This window comes from Tamlana sedimenti (assembly GCF_038148895.1).
Lineage (GTDB): Bacteria > Bacteroidota > Bacteroidia > Flavobacteriales > Flavobacteriaceae > Tamlana.
On the sequence record NZ_JBBVGQ010000007.1, the window covers coordinates 77,818 to 95,633 of the forward strand.

The 17,816-nt window shown below is 35.6% G+C and carries 18 protein-coding genes; 14 read left to right on the forward strand and 4 right to left on the reverse strand.

Features of this window, described 5'->3' with window-relative positions; genetic code table 11:
• The first annotated feature begins 44 nt into the window (after positions 1-44).
• Together ubiE and porT are read left to right on the forward strand one after the other, a co-directional pair.
• Positions 45-770: a bifunctional demethylmenaquinone methyltransferase/2-methoxy-6-polyprenyl-1,4-benzoquinol methylase UbiE gene (gene ubiE / locus WJN01_RS14805; RefSeq protein WP_445197936.1), complete on the forward strand. Its 726-nt coding sequence runs from the start codon at positions 45-47 to the stop codon at positions 768-770.
• Between the two features lie 102 nt (positions 771-872).
• On the forward strand, positions 873-1,604 hold the full coding sequence (porT, locus tag WJN01_RS14810; protein ID WP_445197937.1) for a type IX secretion/gliding motility protein PorT/SprT: 732 nt from the start codon (positions 873-875) through the stop codon (positions 1,602-1,604).
• A 58-nt stretch (positions 1,605-1,662) separates the two neighbouring features.
• Here the strand turns inward: porT and WJN01_RS14815 are convergent, their stop codons facing one another.
• Positions 1,663-2,382 (reverse strand): TrmH family RNA methyltransferase, encoded by a 720-nt coding sequence (locus WJN01_RS14815; RefSeq protein WP_445197938.1) that lies wholly within the window; start codon positions 2,380-2,382, stop codon positions 1,663-1,665.
• A 147-nt stretch (positions 2,383-2,529) separates the two neighbouring features.
• On the opposite strand from WJN01_RS14815, the gene tamL reads away from it, so the two are divergent.
• The 3 genes from tamL (at position 2,530) to accD (ending at position 7,370) form a co-directional block, all read left to right on the forward strand.
• Complete coding sequence (tamL, locus tag WJN01_RS14820) at positions 2,530-5,076, forward strand: translocation and assembly module lipoprotein TamL (protein ID WP_445197939.1); 2,547 nt, start codon at positions 2,530-2,532, stop codon at positions 5,074-5,076.
• A 147-nt stretch (positions 5,077-5,223) separates the two neighbouring features.
• Positions 5,224-6,291, forward strand: coding sequence for a class II fructose-bisphosphate aldolase (fbaA, locus tag WJN01_RS14825; RefSeq protein ID WP_445197940.1), 1,068 nt, complete (start codon positions 5,224-5,226; stop codon positions 6,289-6,291).
• Positions 6,292-6,512: 221 nt separating this feature from the next.
• The gene (accD, locus tag WJN01_RS14830) at positions 6,513-7,370 is read left to right on the forward strand and encodes an acetyl-CoA carboxylase, carboxyltransferase subunit beta (protein WP_445197941.1); all 858 of its coding nucleotides are present in this window, start codon (positions 6,513-6,515) and stop codon (positions 7,368-7,370) included.
• 48 nt (positions 7,371-7,418) lie between these two features.
• Here the strand turns inward: accD and WJN01_RS14835 are convergent, their stop codons facing one another.
• Complete coding sequence (locus WJN01_RS14835) at positions 7,419-8,528, reverse strand: sensor histidine kinase (RefSeq protein WP_445197942.1); 1,110 nt, start codon at positions 8,526-8,528, stop codon at positions 7,419-7,421.
• 175 nt (positions 8,529-8,703) lie between these two features.
• On the opposite strand from WJN01_RS14835, the gene rpsO reads away from it, so the two are divergent.
• From rpsO to WJN01_RS14875, 8 genes are all read left to right on the forward strand, one after another.
• A complete protein-coding gene (rpsO, locus tag WJN01_RS14840; RefSeq protein WP_445197943.1) occupies positions 8,704-8,973 on the forward strand; it encodes a 30S ribosomal protein S15 in 270 nt (89 codons plus the stop codon).
• Between the two features lie 186 nt (positions 8,974-9,159).
• Positions 9,160-11,406, forward strand: a complete 2,247-nt coding sequence (locus WJN01_RS14845; RefSeq protein WP_445197944.1) for a polyribonucleotide nucleotidyltransferase — start codon at positions 9,160-9,162, stop codon at positions 11,404-11,406.
• 176 nt (positions 11,407-11,582) lie between these two features.
• The gene (locus tag WJN01_RS14850) at positions 11,583-12,002 is read left to right on the forward strand and encodes a hypothetical protein (RefSeq protein ID WP_445197945.1); all 420 of its coding nucleotides are present in this window, start codon (positions 11,583-11,585) and stop codon (positions 12,000-12,002) included.
• Positions 12,003-12,250: 248 nt separating this feature from the next.
• Positions 12,251-12,739, forward strand: coding sequence for an ester cyclase (locus WJN01_RS14855; protein ID WP_445197946.1), 489 nt, complete (start codon positions 12,251-12,253; stop codon positions 12,737-12,739).
• A 60-nt stretch (positions 12,740-12,799) separates the two neighbouring features.
• The gene (locus tag WJN01_RS14860; RefSeq protein WP_445197947.1) at positions 12,800-13,255 is read left to right on the forward strand and encodes a hypothetical protein; all 456 of its coding nucleotides are present in this window, start codon (positions 12,800-12,802) and stop codon (positions 13,253-13,255) included.
• A 45-nt stretch (positions 13,256-13,300) separates the two neighbouring features.
• The gene (locus tag WJN01_RS14865) at positions 13,301-14,509 is read left to right on the forward strand and encodes a DUF418 domain-containing protein (RefSeq protein WP_445197948.1); all 1,209 of its coding nucleotides are present in this window, start codon (positions 13,301-13,303) and stop codon (positions 14,507-14,509) included.
• Positions 14,510-14,596: 87 nt separating this feature from the next.
• Positions 14,597-15,070 (forward strand): YybH family protein, encoded by a 474-nt coding sequence (locus WJN01_RS14870; protein WP_445197949.1) that lies wholly within the window; start codon positions 14,597-14,599, stop codon positions 15,068-15,070.
• A 147-nt stretch (positions 15,071-15,217) separates the two neighbouring features.
• Positions 15,218-15,736 (forward strand): RidA family protein, encoded by a 519-nt coding sequence (locus WJN01_RS14875; RefSeq protein WP_445197950.1) that lies wholly within the window; start codon positions 15,218-15,220, stop codon positions 15,734-15,736.
• A gap of 103 nt (positions 15,737-15,839) precedes the next feature.
• Here WJN01_RS14875 and WJN01_RS14880 read toward each other — a convergent pair whose 3' ends face one another.
• Both WJN01_RS14880 and WJN01_RS14885 read right to left on the reverse strand, forming a co-directional pair.
• Entirely contained in the window at positions 15,840-16,223 is a 384-nt protein-coding gene (locus tag WJN01_RS14880) for a hypothetical protein (protein ID WP_445197951.1), read from the reverse strand.
• Between the two features lie 29 nt (positions 16,224-16,252).
• Positions 16,253-16,636, reverse strand: coding sequence for a hypothetical protein (locus tag WJN01_RS14885; RefSeq protein ID WP_445197952.1), 384 nt, complete (start codon positions 16,634-16,636; stop codon positions 16,253-16,255).
• 373 nt (positions 16,637-17,009) lie between these two features.
• Between WJN01_RS14885 and proC the strand changes: the two genes are divergently transcribed.
• On the forward strand, positions 17,010-17,816 hold the full coding sequence (gene proC, locus WJN01_RS14890) for a pyrroline-5-carboxylate reductase (RefSeq protein WP_445197953.1): 807 nt from the start codon (positions 17,010-17,012) through the stop codon (positions 17,814-17,816).

Here is a 17,816-nt window from a genome sequence, read left to right on the forward strand (position 1 = left end):
CGATTATCGAGTAAAAGTTTATATTTGTCCAAAAATTTACAGATTTGTCAAAAGTAAAGCCCTATAAAAACAGTGATTTAGGCAAAAAGGAACAAGTAACCAAAATGTTTGACACCATTTCTGGCGACTATGATGGCCTAAACCGCGTAATCTCTTTTGGAATAGATATAAAATGGCGGAAAAAAGTGGTGAAGATGGTTGCAGAAAGCAATCCGCAAACGATTCTTGATATAGCCACAGGCACCGGAGATTTGGCCATTAATTTGGCAGAAACCAATGCCAATAAAATTGTTGGATTAGACATTAGTAGCGGCATGCTGGCTATTGGCAAGCAAAAAGTGCAAAAGAAGGGATTGGAATCTAAAATTGAAATGGTTTTAGGTGATAGCGAAAAGATGCCTTTTGAAGATAATACTTTTGATGCCATAACCGTTGCTTTTGGCGTTCGGAATTTTGAAAACTTGGAAAATGGGCTCAAGGAAATTTACCGCGTGTTAAAACCTAATGGCACTTTTGTTATTTTAGAAACTTCGGTTCCTACCAAAACTCCTTATAATCAAGGCTATAAATTCTACACAAAAAACGTTCTGCCGTTAATAGGAAAAGTGTTTTCAAAAGACAGAAGCGCTTATAAATACCTAAGTGAATCGGCATCGGTTTTTCCATATGGTGAAGCGCTGAACAATATTTTACGCAAAATTGGGTTTATTAGTGTTGAAGATTTTCCACAAACTTTTGGCGTGGCAACAATTTATAAATCATCTAAGTAGTAATATAGTAATATGAAATGAGCCATAACAATTTGTTTATACATATCGAAAAGTTTAATGGCGAATTGCATCTGACCCATAAAAAACAATAAACGCAACCAGATGAAATACTTTTTTGCATTAGTCTCATTTTTATTCATCATTGAAACCTCAAGTGCACAGCTTTTTAAAAGAGAAAAAGTGACTTATGATGCCAATCAAGGGCGAGGGTCAACAGACAATAATTTACTGCGTTGGGGCTACTTTTTGGGAATAAGCAATTACGATTTCAATTTTGATTACAATGAAGACTTACGTGATATTTACGTAAAGCGAAGTCCTGGTTTTAATGTCGGTCTCATCGGAAATCTGCGCGTAAACAGTTTTATTGATTTGCGTTTAGAACCGGGATTGTTAATTACTACCCGTGAGCTTTATTATAGTCAACAATATTTTGACGGCGTGCCCGATGTAAAAACTTCAGATTTGTACAGAGAGGTAAAATCCACCTACATACACATTCCTTTGTTGGTAAAAGTTTCCACCAAACGCATCAATAATTTTAAACCGTTTATTGTTGGTGGTTTTTCAACAGCATTGAACCTTTCTAGCAACGAAAATAACCCTGAAGATAACAGTGCCGGGCAATTTAGAACAACCAAAAATTCTATCTTTTACGAACTTGGCTTTGGCATTGATTTTTACCTGTACAACTTCAAATTTACACCATCGGTAAGAGGTCTTTTTGGAATTAATGACGAACTGGTTAGGGACGAAGACCCCAATAGCCCATGGACTAGCAACATCACAAGCATGAAAACAAGAGGAGTGTTTTTAAACTTTACGTTTCAATAAATTGTTTGGTGTTTAGTTGTGATATGTTAAGTTGAGTGGTTTTTAAATGCTAAATAACTCAACCCCTTCTAAATTCGCTCAAAAAAATTGCAGTTGCCGTGGCAACGTTTAAGCTTTCGGTTTCTTGCAAATTACCAAACTGAGGAATAGATATTTTTTCGGTTATAATTTCTTCTATCTCTTTTGAAATGCCATTGGCCTCATTTCCCATAACCAAAACAGCGTTTTGGGGCAATTGTTTTGGGTAAACATTTTCACCTTCCATAAAGGCCCCAAAAACGGGAGATTTATTGGTCATTAAAAACGTTTTCAAATCCAAATAACTTATATTCACTCGTGTTATAGAACCCATCGTAGCTTGGACCACTTTTGGGTTGTAGCAATCAACCGTTTCGTTACTGCAAACCAAATCTTTTACGCCAAACCAATCGCACAACCTAATAATTGTGCCCAGATTTCCGGGGTCTCTAACCGCATCCAAAGCAACAATAAGCGCATTATCTTCAATGGGTTTAGCAGCCGGTATTTTAAATATGGCCAAGGCCGTATTTGGTGTTTTCAAAAAACTAATCCGTTTTAAATCCTTTTCAGAAATTAGAACTTCATCTTTGGCATCAATATTGAAAGCTGCTGTGGTATATAAAGCATGTAATTGGAGGTTCGATTGTAAAAGTTCTTTTATGGTTTTTACGCCTTCGGCAACGAAAAGACCATGTTGTTGCCTATATTTTTTTTGGTTTAAACTGGTTATTAATTTTATTTGGTTTTTTGAAAGCATGCTTTAACAATAATTTTTTATAAAGAAAAGAAAATATTGCCAACATAATATTCAAGACCATTAATTAAACTATTTATTTCAGCTTAAATAATGTATTTTTGAGCCTTATATGAACATAAAACTACTTCAATTTTAGCATCATCACATTTGAAACCTCAACTCTTAAAAATATTAGTTTTAATCATTATTTCAAGAAGTCTTTTTTCTTGTGATGCCACAAAAAGAGTTGCTGAAGACGAATACCTGCTCACAAAAAATTCCGTCACTATTAATGACAAAAAAGACAATAGTGTTGCCATTAATAGCTTGTTGCACCAAAAGCCCAATAGAAAAATAGCTGGCATTCCATTGCGTTTACATATATACAATTTGGCTCGTCCCAATATTGACTCTATTTTAGAAGAAAAAATATACAATAACCCAAAAAAGCTTGCCAGAAAAACTAAAAAGCTTTCCAGAAAACAGGTTGACAGAGAAGTTGAAGCTCGAATAAATTTCAACAAATGGTTAAAAAGAACGGGGGAGCCTCCTACAATTGTTGATGAAAGCCTAACAAAGAAATCAGCAAAACGGCTTCAAGATTATTACATAAACAATGGCTGGTTTAATGTTGAAACCACTTATGATATTGACATAAATGAAAACCACCGTGCCGAAATTGAATACAATGTAGAAACCGGGCGTCCGTTTGTGTTGGATTCCATAAGCGCTACAATAAAATCCCCAGTAGTTGAATCATTGTACAAAAAAATTAAAAATGATGCTGTTATAAAAAAGGGGGAACAATACAGAACATCAAATTTTGACCAGGAACGTGAGCGCATTTCAAGTGAATTGCGAAATGCCGGTGTTTATCATTTCAATCAGGATTATGTCGGTTTTGAAATTGACACCATTGGCACCAACGGAAATGTCAATGTTGATGTAAAAATTCAAAATAGGGCTATAAGAACCCCCGATTCGGTGCGGCGCGTACCCTTTCAAATCTATAAAATAAGGGATGTAAATATCATTACAGACTACACCTTTGAAAACCGTGGCAAACCATTTCAAGATTCCATTCGTTATAACAGTTACAAACTTTACAGTTACAACAAAATGCGGTACCAGCCTAAAGCGTTAACAGATGCCGTATTTATTACTCCTGGTGAAGTTTTTAAGGACATTGACCGAACGCGAACCTACAGGCATTTAAACGAATTGCGCACTTTTAAATATCCGAACATAGAGCAAATTGAGAATAACGACTATACGTTAACGGATACGATAAGGCTAACTCCGTTAAAAAAATTCAGCTTAGGTTTTAGCACAGATGTTTCTACAAGCAACATACAAACAGTTGGTTTAGCGTTGAACCCCAGCTTACTCATTAGAAATATCTTTAGGGGTGCTGAAACCCTGCAAATATCGGCTGTAGGATCTATTGGTTCATCAAAAGAACCCAAGGAAGGAGATCCTTTTTTTGATATTAACGAGTATGGATTGGATGTTAAATTGACCATACCAAGATTGTTTTCACCCTTTTACACTGAAAATATCATCCCGAAATACATGTTGCCCAGCACACGAATCAGTCTTGCAGCAACAAGCCAAACCAATATTGGACTGGACAAACAAACCTTTAGTGGCGCTTTTAATTATAATTGGTTTCCCAATGAAAAAGTGACCAATAAACTGGATGTATTTAATGTGCAATATGTAAAAAATCTAAACATTGATAATTATTTCAATGTGTACAGCACATCTTTTGGCAACTTACAAGATATTGCGTTAAACAGCTATAATACACCATCCGAATTTATTTTAGCAGACGCCAACGGAAATCCTATTTTGGATAAATCAAGATCTAATGATTTTATAAATTTAGTCTTAGATGACAGTGGTTACGCAAGCAGCAACCCAAATGAATATAAAGATGTTAACGGCATAAAAGAACGTAAAGACAGATTGACGGAAAACAACTTAATCATTTCATCCAGTTTTAGCCTGATTTATGATGAGCGCACCAATTTATTTGACGAAGACTTCTCCATATTCCGTTCTAAATTGGAGTTAGCGGGAAATTTATTTGCAACGGCATCTAGCTTGTTAGGTTTTCAAAAAAATAGCAATGACCGTTTTGAACTATTTGATGTGGCATATTCACAATATGTAAAAACCGAATTTGAGTACACAAAACACTGGGATTTGGGTAAGAAAAATGTGCTTGCCATGAGAAGCTTTTTTGGTATTGCCATCCCATATGGGAACTCTAACAGTATTCCTTTTGCAAAGAGTTTTTTTGCAGGTGGACCAAACGATAATCGGGCATGGACAGCCTATAGTTTAGGTCCTGGAAGTTCTGATACCACTAACGAGTTTAATGAGGCCAACCTAAAACTTACCTTAAGCGCAGAGCAACGTTTCAATATATTTGAGGACTTAAATGGCGCCATTTTTGTTGACGCAGGAAATATTTGGAATGTGCTGGATAACACAAATACTGAGGGCGCAGTTTTTAACAGTTTCAATTCATTAAAAGATATTGCCATTGGTTCTGGATTTGGACTGCGATACGATTTCAGTTTCTTCGTTTTCAGATTTGATATTGGCTTTAAAACCTACGACCCGTTTTACGAAGTAAACAATAGATGGTTTAATGATTACAATTTTTCTAATGCCGTTTATAACATTGGAATAAACTATCCTTTCTAACCTAAACGTGTTTGAAGACATCATTCATACAGCAACTATAACGTTTTAGGCTTTTTATTCAGTTTAACACATCAAAACAGCAATGACTTACACAAAAATTGATTATTTTTGCACCTCATTAATTACTAATCAATTAAATAAAAAAATATGGGACACAATATAAAACCAGGTGTAGCCACAGGAGATGAAGTACAAGCGATTTTCAAGCACGCCAAAGCAAACAATTATGCATTACCGGCTGTTAACGTTATTGGTTCAGACACTATTAACGGTGTATTGGAAACAGCAAGAGATTTGAATGCCCCTGTAATCATTCAATTTTCCAATGGTGGAGCTGCTTTCAACGCTGGAAAAGGATTGAGCAATGAAGGACAAAAAGCTTCTATTGCTGGTGCTATTGCAGGTGCAAAACATGTACATACTTTAGCCGAGGCTTATGGTGTTCCAGTTATTTTACATACAGACCACTGTGCAAAAAAACTATTGCCTTGGATTGACGGCATGTTAGATGCTAGTGAAAAACACTTTGCTGAAACAGGAAAACCTTTGTTTAGCTCTCATATGATCGATCTTTCTGAAGAACCTATTGAAGAGAACATCGAAATTTGCAAACAATATCTTGCACGCATGAGCAAAATGGGCATGACTTTAGAAATTGAACTCGGTATTACAGGTGGTGAAGAAGATGGTGTTGACAATACTGATGTTGATGATTCTAAATTGTACACCCAACCAGAAGAAGTGGCTTATGCCTATGAAGAATTAAGCAAGGTAAGTCCAAGATTCACAATCGCTGCTGCTTTCGGTAACGTGCATGGGGTTTACAAACCAGGTAACGTTAAATTAACTCCAAAGATTTTAAAGAATTCGCAAGAATATATTTCTGAAAAATATGGTGTAGAGCACAATCATATCGATTTTGTATTCCATGGAGGTTCCGGTTCTTCAGTTGAAGAAATCCGTGAAGGTATTAGCTATGGTGTAATTAAAATGAACATTGATACCGATTTACAATATGCATTTATGGCTGGTATCCGTGATTATATGAATTCAAAATCTGATTACCTTAAAGGACAAATTGGAAATCCTGAAGGTGATGATTCTCCAAACAAAAAATATTATGACCCACGCGTTTGGCTTCGTGAGGGTGAAAAAACCTTTGTAACGCGTTTGAAAAAAGCATTTGAAGATTTAAATAACATAAATACCTTATAAATTAGGTAACCAAATTATTACAAAAGGCTTTACATAGTTGTAAAGCCTTTTTTTGTTATACAATTTAAAAACAGTATCTTAGGTGTTAGCCAACAATAATTAACCAACAAAACTTTTTCGTGGTAACCACAAAATTAAAAAAAGGCTTAATTTTGTAGGCAGACTTTTCGAGGTCTACCCCTAAAAACTGGGGAAACTAAAAACTAAAATCGTAAATCATTATGTCTTGGTTTAAAAGAAAAACAAAAGGAATTACAACCACAACGGAGGAAAAAAAAGATACCCCAAAAGGGCTATGGTATAAATCTCCAACAGGAAAAATAGTTGATGCCGATGAATTGGAAAGAAACTTCTATGTAAGTCCTGAGGACGGCTACCACGTAAGAATTGGAAGTAAGGAATACTTTGAAATACTTTTTGACGATAATAAATTTAAGGAGCTAGATGCTAATTTAGAATCTAAAGATCCTTTAAAATTTGAAGACACAAAAAAATACCCTGACCGTTTAAAAGAGGCTCAGAAAAAAACCGAATTAAAAGATGCTATAAGAACTGCCGTTGGAAAATCAAAAGGGAAAGATTTGGTTGTGGCGTGCATGGATTTTGCCTTTATTGGTGGTTCAATGGGAAGCGTTGTTGGTGAAAAAATTGCTAGAGCAGCAGATTATGCTTTACAGAAAAAAATTCCATTGATGGTTATTTCAAAATCTGGTGGTGCCCGTATGATGGAAGCAGCCTTTTCTTTAATGCAATTGGCCAAAACATCGGTAAAACTTGCTCAATTGGCTGATGCAGGAATTCCTTATATCTCTCTGTGTACCGACCCAACTACTGGCGGTACTACAGCTTCTTTCGCTATGTTGGGAGACATTAATATCAGTGAACCTGGAGCTTTAATCGGTTTTGCAGGACCACGTATTGTTCGAGATACCACAGGTAAAGATTTACCTGAGGGGTTCCAAACTTCAGAATTCCTGTTGGAACATGGCTTCCTAGATTTTATTACACTTAGAAAAGACTTAAAAAATAAGGTTAATCAGTATCTGGATTTAATACTTAATCAGCCTTTAAGAGCTTAAAGTAAAACAAATATCATTTTAGAACCTGTCCAAAAAAGACAGGTTTTTTTATGCGCTTTTAAAATATATTGAAAATTCAGTCCCCACGTCAACCTGACTTTGCACCTCAACCTTCCCTCCTAACGACTCAATATGGTTTTTGGTAATGAACAAACCTATGCCAATAGCATCTTTATTCGAGTGAAACGTTTTATACATTTGAAAAAGATTTTTCCCATACTTTTCCATGTCAATTCCTTTTCCGTTATCGGCAATCTTTAAAACAACATAGTCATTTTCTTTATGTGTTGAAAGCATGATTTCTGGTTTTCTGGTCTCAGAACCATATTTAATGGCGTTTGTTAAAAAGTTTAAAATTATACTGTCCAAATAAGCGGGAATTCCTTTTACCTCAACATCTTCATCTATATTATTTATAATCGACGTGTTGGTGTTTTGGGCAACAGCGGCAACCGTATAAATGGCCTTTTCAACATAATCATATAGATTTAAAACTTCTATTTCATTTTCATCGGCTTGTTTGATTTTAGCCACTTCGGTTAAATGGGACACTGTTTCTTCAAGATTATCTATGGCATGGGCTAAAAGTTTAAAATTTTCATTTTCACTTAACCAAGAAAACTCCTCTTCCAAAAAACCTTTAATAGTGGAAAGATTGCCAGAGTGCGACCGTAAGTTATGCGTTATAATACTGGCAAAGGCATTAAGTCTTTCATTTTGCTCCCGCACCACACTTAGCATTAACTTGAGTTTGTCCTGATTTAGCTTTCTGCTTGTAATATCAGAAAATTGCCAAATCATTTGACTTGGTGTTCCATCTGCATTATGGATTAATGAAACCGATATCAAAACCCAAATAATTGAACCATCCTTATGGAAATATCTTTGCCGCACCCGATAACGGTCAATTTTCCCCTGCATAAGCTTGTCATACTTTTTCTCATGAACACCCAAATCTTCCCGAAAAACAATGTTTTCAATATTCATGTTAAAGAGCTCATTTCTAGTATAGCCCAACAAGTTGCACATACTATCATTCACTTTAATCCAATCACCATCTAAAGTCAATATAGCGATGCCATTATAAGTATTATTGAAAATTTTTTCTAGGGAATCGTAGGTATCAGGAAAGCTTTTTGGGGGGAATATTGATTTCATAAAACATGGAGTTATGAGTTAATGTTATTTAAATCACTCAAACTATTAAGTTCTATACTAGGGAAATAATAGTAAAAGTTACGCAAAAAAACTTTTAAACCCAAAAAAGTTGTTATATTTGCCGCTCGAAAGAAAGCCTTTCGTATACATAAAAATCATTTACAATAATATTAGCATGTATTTATCAAAAGAAGCAAAAGAAGAAATCTTCTCAAAACACGGTAAAGGCAAGAACGATACTGGTAGTGCAGAAGGACAAATTGCGTTATTTACGCACAGAATCAATCACTTAACGGAACACTTAAAAAATAATCGTAAGGATTATAACACTGAGCGTTCGTTGGTAAAACTGGTAGGTAAGCGTCGTGCTTTGCTAGATTACTTAACTAAGAAAGATATCTTAAGATATCGTGCCATAGTTAAAGAATTAGGTTTAAGAAAATAAGAAAAGACCACGCCTTTAGCGTGGTTTTTTGTTTAAAAATACAACTCCGCGCAGAGTATAAACGCGTTTGAAGAAGCTTTTTATAGTTTTTCATTGGTCGAAACACACAACAACTACACAACAACACAACGACCATTGTTTAACATGATTCAAGCATGGTATTGCTTGAATTACAAGAAAAATTTTATGATTCCAAAAACATTTAAAGAGGTCATAGACCTTGGTGACGGTAGAGAAATTTCTATTGAAACCGGAAAATTAGCAAAACAAGCCCATGGTAGCGTTGTTGTGCAATCAGGAAACTGTATGCTGTTATGTACCGTTGTTTCCAACTACCAAGCGGCAGATGTAGACTTTTTACCATTAACTGTAGATTACCGCGAAAAATTTGCCGCAGCAGGTCGTTATCCTGGCGGGTTCTTCAAAAGAGAAGCAAGACCAAGTGACGGTGAAGTATTGACCATGCGTTTGGTAGACCGCGTATTGCGTCCGCTTTTCCCAAAAGATTACCACAGTGAAACACAAGTAATGATTCAATTAATGTCTCATGATGCTGAAGTTATGCCCGATGCCATGGCAGGTTTGGCGGCTTCTGCAGCGATTCAGCTTTCTGACATTCCTTTTGAAACGCCTATTTCTGAAGTTAGGGTTGGTCGTGTTAACGGTCAATTAATCATTAACCCTTCTTTTTCACAATTAACAGAAAGCGACATCGATATGGTAATTGGTGCGAGCGCAGATTCTGTTATGATGGTTGAAGGCGAAATGCACGAGATTTCAGAAGAGGAAATGACTGAAGCCATCAAGTTTGCGCACGAAGCCATTAAAGTACAGTGTGAGGCACAAACCAAATTAGCCGAGGCTTTTGGCAAAAAAGAAACACGCGAATACGAGCCTGAGACAGAAGATGAGGATTTGGCAAAGAAAATCAATAATATGGCATACGATAAAGTTTATGCTGTTGCCAAAGCTGGTTCTTCAAAACATGAAAGAGGTGCTGCATTTGCTGAAATTAAAGAAGAAATCATCGCTAGTTTTTCAGAAGAAGAGCAAGAAGAATTGGGTGGTTTAATCTCAAAATATTACGGTAAAGCAGAAAAAGCTGCCGTGCGCGATTTAACCTTAAATGAAGGTTTACGTTTAGATGGACGTAAAACAACAGACATCAGACCAATTTGGTGCGAAGTTGATTATTTACCATCAACACACGGTTCATCAATCTTTACCCGTGGGGAAACCCAAGCCTTGGCAACGGTTACCTTAGGTACAAGTAGAGAAGCCAACCAAATAGATATGCCATCGTTTGAAGGCGAAGAGCGTTTCTATTTACACTACAACTTCCCTCCTTTTTCAACGGGAGAAGCAAGACCGATTCGTGGCACTTCACGTCGTGAGGTTGGACATGGTAACTTAGCGCAACGTGCCTTAAAAGGTATGGTTCCTGCAGATTGTCCATACACTGTTCGTGTGGTTTCTGAGGTATTAGAATCCAACGGTTCTTCATCTATGGCAACCGTATGTGCCGGAACTATGGCGCTAATGGATGCTGGTGTTCAAATGAAAAAGCCAGTTTCTGGTATTGCCATGGGATTGATTACCGATACCGAAACCGGTAAATACGCCGTGTTATCTGATATTTTAGGTGATGAGGACCACCTTGGAGATATGGACTTTAAAGTTACAGGTACCGCTGATGGTATTACCGCTTGCCAAATGGACATTAAGGTTAAGGGATTATCTTATGAAATCCTTGTAAAAGCCTTAAAACAAGCACGCGATGGCCGTTTGCATATTTTAGGTAAACTAACCGAAACTATTGCTGCGCCTAATGCAGACGTTAAACCACATGCACCAAAAATGGTTACCACGGTAATTCCTAACGAATATATTGGCGCATTGATTGGTCCTGGTGGAAAAGTGATTCAAGAATTACAAAAAGAAACCAATACCACGATTGTCATCAATGAAGATCCTGTTACAGAAGAAGGTATTGTTGAAATTTTAGGGACAGACCAAGCAGGTATCGATAAAGTTTTGGCAACCATTGACGCCTTAATGTTTAAGCCAGAAGTTGGCAGCGTTTACGAAGTAAAAGTGATTAAAATACTTGATTTTGGTGCGGTTGTAGAATATACCGAAGCTCCAGGAAACGAGGTTTTATTGCACGTAAGCGAATTGGCTTGGGAGCGTACCGAAAACGTAACCGATGTGGTTAATATGGGCGATGTTTTTGATGTGAAGTATTTTGGTATTGACCCAAAAACACGTAAGGAAAAAGTATCGCGCAAGGCTATTTTGCCAAAACCAGAAGGTTGGCAACCAAAACCACCAAGAGATAATAAAGGTGGCGGACGTGATAACCGCGGACGTGATAATCGTGGGCGCGACAACCGCAATAGAGATAACCGCAACAACGATAGAAAAGAAGATTAATTTTTTATAATCTTTAAAAGGTAAAAAGCCTGTTTCACATTTTGAAACAGGCTTTTTTTTATGTGTTTATTAAATGGGAAAAAGATTATCTTTATGGGATAACAGGAATAGAGGTTACTATATAACTAGTTAACAAAAATACCCAACAACAAAACTCTAATTAGATTACAACTGAATTGAAAATTGGAATAAAAATATTTGACTACCTAAAAGCGGATAAATATTCAGACATCAGGGAAAATGTCAATTTTTATATCGCCTTAGGATTGAGTTTTATTATAAGTTTACTCCTAACCATTCATCCTACAAATTTAGACTCGATGAATGAATTAGGTAATATAAAATGGCTTTTGCTAATAGCTCAAATTATTGGATTTACTGGATTGTCTCTAATCGGTATTTTTGGATATTTATTTCTAATTGTTATTTCAGTATCATCAATTAAACGCAAAATAAAAGAGAAAAGCTATTTATCAATCTTAGGAACTGTTTTACAATTCATTGTAATTATAGCTATGACTTGGCCGATTATAATGCTGGTTATTCGACCATTTGCAAAATTGTATCTTAATATTACAATTCCGGATTTTCTGTGAACTGACTTTTGACTGACAAAAACGATGTGAATAAAAAAGTACTTTTGCTAACACCGGCTATAATCCATTGCTTGTTTATAGGTAAAACAAAATTTCCTAATTTTAACAAACTATGATTCCTGCTTCGGAAAATCCTGCGGATTTTACTCGCAACGGAATCATAGCCAATCATGTTGTAAGCCATTTTAAAACGACCTCATTTCATTGTCAGGAATAACAACTAAAATATCAATTAAATTAAAGCTCAAATGAAAAAATCTTTCTTCTCAATTTTGCTTCTAACAGCAAGTATTCTTTTTTACAGTTGTAGCTCAAATACAAAACAAACTAACTTGGACGCAAATCGTGATGTCGTAAAAAAATATCATGAAGTGTGGAGTAACGGCCAAGTGAATGAATTAGACAAAATATTAGCGCCAGATTTTGTCTGCCATTTTATAGACGGAATTGAGTGGATAGGAATTGAAGGAGCAAATAGTTCTATTACAAGTCATAGAAAATCCTTTCCCGACTGGAATGAAGAAATAGTTGATATGATAAGCGAAGGCAACAAAGTGGTAACAAGATTTAAATCTACAGGAACTCAACTGGGAGCGTTTAATGGACTTGACCCAACTGGAAAGAAAGTTACCATCTATGAAACTGCTATTTACAGAATAGCAAACGGTAAAATAGCAGAGCAATGGGGGTTTCCTGATGCACTAAGTTTGAACAATCAACTTGAAGCGAAAAACTAAAATTGACAAGTAAGCCGAAAACCCATTAGAGTAAACACAAAAAACTAAAACTAACCAAATATGAAATCAACATTTAAATTTCTAGCTGCTGTGCTGTGCTTTACAGCATTTTCTACTATTTCAGTTTTTGGACAAATAACTGAAAAACAAAAACTTTTGTACAAAACGGGAAATCCAACAGATTGGCCTAAGGACCAAGATGCTGTAGTTTCTGCACCGAATAACCATAAAATTTTATTGGAAAATGACAAAGTTAGAGTTTTGGAAGTAACTCTTGCACCAAATGAATTAGAACCTGTTCATCATCACCAATGGCCAAGTGTTCTTTATATCATGGAAGCAGGAGACTTTATTGATCGTGATGCTGAAGGAAATGTGATTATGGATACTCGCAAGATACCTGAACCTCTTGTTTTCCCATTAACCATGTACAAAATGCCCGAAGCACCTCACTCTGTAGAGAATTTAAGCGACACTAAAAAAATTAGACTGATTAGAGTTGAAATGAAACAATAGAGCCTAAAAACTGACAAAAATACGAACACACTACAAACTAGATTTATGAAAAGAATTGAAGAAATAGATGCAATGAGAGGTTTTGCCTTATTCGGCATTATTATGACGCATATGTTTCAAGGTTATCCGGCAAGTATGACACCACCGCAATATGCGGGATTTAATATAATTCTCCCAATAGATTCAGTTTCTCAGGTCATAATTCAAAATTTATTTGTAGGAAAATTTTATGCGATTTTCTCTATGCTTTTCGGATTAAGTTTCTATTTGATATTAGGTCAGAAAGAAAATTCAAGTGCTTTAAAATTTGCCTGGCGACTGGTCTTACTTTTTGTAATTGGATATTTCCACCATATTCATTATCGTGGAGATTTTTTAACGGTTTATGCTGTGTTTGGAATGGCTTTAATTCCTTTCAGAAAATTCCCTACAAAAATTATTTTGATACTTGGATTGTTTTTTGCATTGAATGTTCCCGGTAATTTTATAAAAGCCATTGCACTTATTCAGCCGCCGGTTCAGGTAAATCAACCTGGCACGATAAATCCAAATCCGGTAGAAATGGCCATGAATTACTTTCAATTGATTATTGATGGCGAATACCAAAAGCTACTTGTTTCAAATAGTACCATAGGATTTATCAATAAGTATAATTATCTAAAATTTAGTGGCAGACTTTGGGTAATACCGGGCTTGTTCTTATTGGGCCTTTGGGTTGGACGGAAAAAATGGCACGAGAATATTGAGAAAATCCCGCTCATTAAATTAATTCTTGTAACAGCTTTTGTTGGTATTCCTTTAGTATTAATTAATTTCTATTTGTCGGCACCAACAAATTCTGAATTAACTCGATATTTTGGGTCCATTGCCAAAGATGCATCAAATATTTTTATTCCACTTCTATACATTGGATTAGTACTTCTTCTATATAAATCAAGCATTACGCAGAAATTTATAAAACAGTTAATTCCAGTCGGAAAAATGGGTCTTACAACATATGTTTTACAATCTGCCTTTGGAATTTTCATTTTTTACGGTTACGGATTAGGCTTGCTATTGAAATTATCAGGAACAGGAGCATTGGGGCTTGGACTATTATTCTTTATAGGACAAATATATTTTAGTAAATGGTGGTTCAGTAAATATAAATACGGGCCACTGGAATGGCTCTGGAGAAGTGGAACAAATGGTAGTTGGCAATCTATAAAAATTTCAAAACCTGAAATTCAAATGAAGCAGATGACTGTTAAGTGATAAGTTTGTTCCTTTTTTATTAAGTTAGTTGCTCGCACACGCAAATAACCTGACACAAAACCGTTGGCAATAATTAAAAAATATATCATGTATAAATTCAAATTAATTTTACTGTTTCTTTTATTTATCAGTTGTAACAACAGAAATGATAAGGTAGTCCATACGAATAAATTTGATATTAAGGCTGAGTTATTGAGCATTGAGACTACACGAGAAAAATTCATGAAAGCTGTGAAGGATAATGATGGTGAAAGTATAGGAAAGCTCGTTACCAATAGCGTGAGGACAATTGGCCCAGGAAGTGCTGCATGGGTTGATATGTACTCAAATGCTCTGAACAAGGGATCGTTTCCTTATGATAGCATAATAATGTTTCCAAAGGAGACCATCATAGTATCTGATAGTATTGCCTATGATTTTGGCAATAGCAATGTATATTATACGAATCAGGACGGTCAGGCTATTGAGTTAAGAAATACCTTCCTAGCTATATTGAAAAAAGGAGATGATGGAGTATGGAGACTTCATAGAGAGGTCGCTTCTTCAAACTTTGAGAATTAATCCTTTAATTTAACTAATTTATTACTAACAACGTTTAACATGCATGCCCCATAAGCAAACTCGCTGCTAGCCTTACTTAAAACTAAAACTCACAATAAAACGGGATAGCCAAAAACCGACCAAAGCAGGCACTAAACAATCAGACTTATGAAAAAAACAACCAACCAACTGACTTTACTCGCAACATTTTTTGCTTTGGCTTTTCTATTGCAAAGTTGTGAACAAAAACAAAAAGAAGAAACCAACGAAGTTGAAAAAGAAGTGATTGTTCAACCTGAGAAACCTGAATATTTCCTGTTAAGACCTGAAGTAGAAAAAGCTTATGGATATTCCCATGCCGTAAAAATTGGCAATGACATTAAAATCTCTGGAGCGGTTAGTATGGACGATGAGGGAAATCCAACAGCAATTGGCGACTTGGAACAGCAAATGAAAAATTGCTATTCAGATTTAGAAAAGATTTTAAAACATTTTGCTTGCACATTTGATGACGTAGTTGTAGAAAACATTTTTACAACAAACATGCCTTTAATGCTTGAAAAATCAGGTTACAGAGCTGAAATTTACAAAAAACAATTTCCAACAGGTTCTTGGCTTGGCGTAAAGGAATTGGCACTTCCTGAATTTATGATTGAAATAGAACTGGAAGTACATAAATCGGAATAATACCAATAAGGCACAACAATCTACAAACCAAATTATAGCGGATTCGGACGAAGTCGAATCCGCTTCCAATCACTAACTTTACCCTTTAAAAATCAATAGACTTTTAATAGCCTCCTAATTCAAAAGAAAGTGATTCTTCAACCATAATAGCGGCACTAAGAAGTATCAACAATGGCATACCAATAGTTACAATGGTAGACAGTGCCCTATCCTTTTCTCTAATGCTAGTAATGGTTTCCTTCTCTAAAGGCATTTTTGCTATTTTGCCCGTCCTATGTTTCAAACCATAATAATCCCCATTCTCAAAACCAATTCTTTTAAATTTTAAAATTTCATTATTATTGGTTTTAACCATTACTTTACTTTCATTTTTAACGGCCTCATCCATAGTTATGGGTGTAGATTTATAAAGTACACAACTTTGACAAAGTATAAGGAACATCATGAATTGTGCCATCACTTTTTTATGTTTATTGAGTGCTTTCATGATTCTACTTAAAAATTACTTTCGTTTAACTACCAACCAACGCTTATACTGTTTCTAACGCTTTCTCTAATACCCAAAACAACACCAATAACCACAAAAGGAGCTATAATGGATAATTGAGTAGACATCTTTTTGTTTTGAAGCATTACATCGCTTATATCTTCCTCGTCAAGGGCAACCAAGCTACTTTTTCCCTTTATCATTTTTCTGCCATAATATGTTCCATCCAAAAACTCTACTTTTTCATATTTAATGGTTTTACCTTCTGCAGTTCTTACTTTCACCCTATTTTGTTCGGCAACAGCTTGTTCGAGAGTATAGTTCCCTTTCTTGTATGCAACACAGCTTTGTAACAATACTAGAATGCCAAAAGCCATGGCTATGAGCCTAAAATGTTTTCTTAACCCTTTCATCTTTTAAATTTTTTGAAGCAATAAAAACACTTTGTTGATTTTGTGTCTTGATTGCTTAGTGCATCTATTAAATTTAGTCTGATAAAAATTTTTGCGCAATGATCAATATCAGTGTGAAGAAATTTTGAAGGGCTGAATTGAGTTCTTTTCTTACAAAAATTACAAATTGTCACCGACATCCTGTCATATTTCCACATTTTTTATTTTTTTCAATTAGTGTTTCCCTAACGATTATGTTGATATCATTCAAATCTTCTAACGATTGGCAAAAAAGCTTTAAGATATCCTAATTCTCAAAATCAAAATTTCATTTTGGCACTGTTGCACAATCCTTGCGGCATTATACCCGTAAAAAATATTGAAACAATAAAAAATGAAAGTACTAGTAATTGGAGCAGGAAACATGGGTTTAACCTATACCGAGGGCATGGCAAACTCATCATTATTGAGCAAACACAAGCTCAGAATTTATGATACTGATCCAAAAAAAATTGAAACATTACGTAAAGACGACCGATTTGATGTTTACGACAATTTAGACGATTGCCTCCCCAAGGCAGACATTGTATTCGTTGCCGTAAAACCATATCACAGCGATAGCTTATTTGAACAAATGAAACCCATGCTCAGCCAAGGGCAACTAATCGTTTCGCTCATGGCCGGGGTTACCATAAATACCATACAACAAAAACTAAACGCCAAAAAAGTAATTAGAACCATGCCTAACCTACCCGCACAAGTTGGCAAAGGCGTGACCTCATATACCGAATCTAAAGATGTTTCAAAAGTTGAACTTATTATGGTTCGCAACTTGTTGGATACCACAGGAACTTCCATTCATGTTGATACTGAAAAATTCATTGATGCTTCGACTGGTATTTCGGGAAGTGGCCCTGCCTATGTCTTTTACTTTATGCAGTCCATGTTGGAAGCTGCCCAAAAAATGGGATTTTCAGAATACGACTCAAAAATATTGGTAAGCAACACCTTTGAAGGTGCCATAGAATTGTTTAACAAAAATAACATGTCGCCCGAAACTTGGATAAGCCGCGTGGCCTCAAAAGGCGGAACCACCCAAGCTGCGATCGATTCTATGGAAGACAACAATGTAAAACAACTGATTCAAGAAGGGGCTTACGCTGCATTTGACAGAGCTGTAGAACTTGGAAAAAATAAATAA

Bases quoted from the DNA above. Each gene is read 5' to 3' on its own strand.
- porT (WP_445197937.1), top strand. From the start codon at position 873: ATGAAATACTTTTTTGCATTAGTCTCATTTTTATTCATCATTGAAACC.
- WJN01_RS14815 (WP_445197938.1), bottom strand. From the start codon at position 2,382: ATGCTTTCAAAAAACCAAATAAAATTAATAACCAGTTTAAACCAAAAA.
- fbaA (WP_445197940.1), top strand. From the start codon at position 5,224: ATGGGACACAATATAAAACCAGGTGTAGCCACAGGAGATGAAGTACAA.
- accD (WP_445197941.1), top strand. From the start codon at position 6,513: ATGTCTTGGTTTAAAAGAAAAACAAAAGGAATTACAACCACAACGGAG.
- WJN01_RS14835 (WP_445197942.1), bottom strand. From the start codon at position 8,528: ATGAAATCAATATTCCCCCCAAAAAGCTTTCCTGATACCTACGATTCC.
- rpsO (WP_445197943.1), top strand. From the start codon at position 8,704: ATGTATTTATCAAAAGAAGCAAAAGAAGAAATCTTCTCAAAACACGGT.
- WJN01_RS14845 (WP_445197944.1), top strand. From the start codon at position 9,160: ATGATTCCAAAAACATTTAAAGAGGTCATAGACCTTGGTGACGGTAGA.
- WJN01_RS14855 (WP_445197946.1), top strand. From the start codon at position 12,251: ATGAAAAAATCTTTCTTCTCAATTTTGCTTCTAACAGCAAGTATTCTT.
- WJN01_RS14860 (WP_445197947.1), top strand. From the start codon at position 12,800: ATGAAATCAACATTTAAATTTCTAGCTGCTGTGCTGTGCTTTACAGCA.
- WJN01_RS14865 (WP_445197948.1), top strand. From the start codon at position 13,301: ATGAAAAGAATTGAAGAAATAGATGCAATGAGAGGTTTTGCCTTATTC.
- WJN01_RS14870 (WP_445197949.1), top strand. From the start codon at position 14,597: ATGTATAAATTCAAATTAATTTTACTGTTTCTTTTATTTATCAGTTGT.
- WJN01_RS14875 (WP_445197950.1), top strand. From the start codon at position 15,218: ATGAAAAAAACAACCAACCAACTGACTTTACTCGCAACATTTTTTGCT.
- WJN01_RS14880 (WP_445197951.1), bottom strand. From the start codon at position 16,223: ATGAAAGCACTCAATAAACATAAAAAAGTGATGGCACAATTCATGATG.
- WJN01_RS14885 (WP_445197952.1), bottom strand. From the start codon at position 16,636: ATGAAAGGGTTAAGAAAACATTTTAGGCTCATAGCCATGGCTTTTGGC.
- proC (WP_445197953.1), top strand. From the start codon at position 17,010: ATGAAAGTACTAGTAATTGGAGCAGGAAACATGGGTTTAACCTATACC.